Consider the following 2,347-nt stretch of genomic DNA (forward strand, 5'->3'; position numbering starts at 1 on the left):
CATTTTATAATATTACAAGTATAGGAGCATATGACACAATTAATAATAGTTTATGGCCAACATCTTCAAGAGGACCAACAATAACAGGGTAACCGAAACCAGATATAGTTGCACCAGGAGTTAATATAATAGCACCTTATCCAGGAAATACATATGCAACAATAACAGGGACATCGCCAGCAGCAGCTCATACATGTGGTGCAGTAGCTCTTTTTATGCAGTATGTTTTAGAAGATATAAGGTATATGGATAAGGCATTTGTCTCAAAAATAAGAACATATCTTACTGCAGGTGCAACAAGGGATATTAATATAACTTATCCTAATAGTAGTTATGGTTACGGGATATTAAATATAAGAGGAATGTTTGATCAATTAAAATAAGAGAAGGTGATTATAGATATATGGAAAAATCTTATATTATAATTTATCAAGGAACGTTAACCGAAATAGAAAATATATTTAAAGAAAGTAATATAGATAAATATATGATACTAAATGAACAACTTGCAGTAATATATGTACCTATAACTTTTGATGAAAAAAAATTAAATGCGATATCCATAATAACACATTGGGAACGATCAAGTCCAATGAGTTCTTTAATAGAGATAACGGATAATCTTACAGAAGGAGAAACTGTTACAACTGCAGCAGGAACAGATTATATATATAAAAATCCATACATAACAGCAGATGGTAAAGGTGTAATTATTGCAATTATAGATTCGGGGATAGATTACCTTCACCCAGATTTTATAAATCCAGATGGAACTACAAAGATAATATCTATATGGGATCAAAATCATGAAGGACAGAGTATGGATGAAAAGTATATATTTGGACGTGAAATAACTAGGGACGAAATTAATAAAGCAATAAAAGAGAACGATAAAAGTTTAACACAAGACGATATTGGAACAGGAACAATAGCAGCTGGAATCTGTTGTGGAATAGGAAATTTAAATTCATTCTACCAAGGTGTAGCAATAGGTAGTGAATTAATAGTAGTAAAACTAAAAGAATATAAAGATACTTATATGGAGGGGAAAATAAATTATCAATCATCAGATTTTTTAGCTGCAATAAAATATGCAATAGATGTTGCAAACAAAGAAGACAAATTTTTAATAGTAAATTTGACAATAGGAGAGAAACCTATAGCTACAATAAGAGCTACTATGCTACAGACCTTTGAGGAATTAGCTAAACCGGGAGTAGTTTTAGTGAGTGGTTCAGGCAATGAAGGAAATACAGACATTCATTATGAAGGAAAAATAATGCCTAACGAGCGACAACAAGATATAATATTTCAAGTAGGAGAACAGCGTAATCTAGAAATTGCTTTATTTACTAATGGACCTGATAAGATAACTACAGAATTAATATCTCCAGCAGGAGAATTAAGTTTTAGGATTATATATTCTCCTGAATATTACATATATAAAGGTACATTCAATATAGAAGATACTTCATATCAAATGAGATATACGTATCCATGGCTAGAGTCAGGATATCAACAATTATCTATATATCTTGAAGATATAAAACCAGGTATATGGACAATTAGGTTAAATCCTGAGTTTATTATAAATGGAGACTTTAGTATTTATTTGCCAAATAAAAGTCTGATATCTGAAGATACTAGATTTTTAGATCCAAATTCATCTTCAACAATAACTTTTTATGCATCAACTGAAAATATAATAACAATTGGAGCATATAACGATAAAACAGATAGTCTTTGGATAGGCTCATCTAAAGGACCCGTAAGCATAAGGAATATAAAACCAGATATAGTAGCACCTGGTGTAGATATAATAGGTCCATTTAAGAATGAATCATATAATACAGCTACCGGAACGGGTGTTAGTAGTTCACTTGTATGTGGTGTACTAGCTATAATTATACAGTACATAACACAACAAAAGTCATTTACTAGAGCTTCTCTATATACAGCAGTATTAAAAACATATTTAATGTTAGGTGCTACCAAGCAAGACATATATAACTATCCGAATATATCTCAAGGATATGGAATTTTAAATTTATCAGAAACTATAATTCAAATTGCAAATAACATCGAATAATATGTGTTTTATAAAAAATAAAGGCATATTTGTGCCTTTATTTTTTATATTAAAGGAGTTTTTTATTCACTAGGTATAGTTATATATTCACCAGATTGAACTTGATATTCTTTAGATACAATACCAATATTTTCTTTATAAACAACTTTTCTAAAGTTTTCTATATCTTCAATATTAGAATTGTAACTCTTAATAATATCATCTAAGGTTTCTCCAGATGTAACTAAATGTTTTACAAGATGCCGATCATCCATAACT

The 2,347-nt window shown here is 29.7% G+C and carries 3 protein-coding genes; 2 read left to right on the forward strand and 1 reads right to left on the reverse strand.

Going from position 1 to position 2,347, the window contains the following annotated elements; genetic code table 11:
• The first annotated feature begins 104 nt into the window (after positions 1-104).
• Together VLM92_RS15620 and cspC are read left to right on the forward strand one after the other, a co-directional pair.
• A complete protein-coding gene (locus VLM92_RS15620) occupies positions 105-383 on the forward strand; it encodes a S8 family serine peptidase (RefSeq protein ID WP_325277250.1) in 279 nt (92 codons plus the stop codon).
• A 20-nt stretch (positions 384-403) separates the two neighbouring features.
• Positions 404-2,089: a bile acid germinant receptor pseudoprotease CspC gene (gene cspC, locus VLM92_RS15625; RefSeq protein WP_325277248.1), complete on the forward strand. Its 1,686-nt coding sequence runs from the start codon at positions 404-406 to the stop codon at positions 2,087-2,089.
• A gap of 62 nt (positions 2,090-2,151) precedes the next feature.
• Here cspC and VLM92_RS15630 read toward each other — a convergent pair.
• The coding region (locus VLM92_RS15630; RefSeq protein ID WP_325277249.1) for a hypothetical protein at positions 2,152-2,347 on the reverse strand (196 nt) is incomplete at its 5' end.

This window comes from Romboutsia sp. (genome assembly GCF_035470145.1).
Lineage (GTDB): Bacteria > Bacillota > Clostridia > Peptostreptococcales > Peptostreptococcaceae > Romboutsia_D.

Excerpts from the sequence above, each read along its gene's own strand:
- cspC (WP_325277248.1), top strand. The coding sequence starts at position 404 with ATGGAAAAATCTTATATTATAATTTATCAAGGAACGTTAACCGAAATA.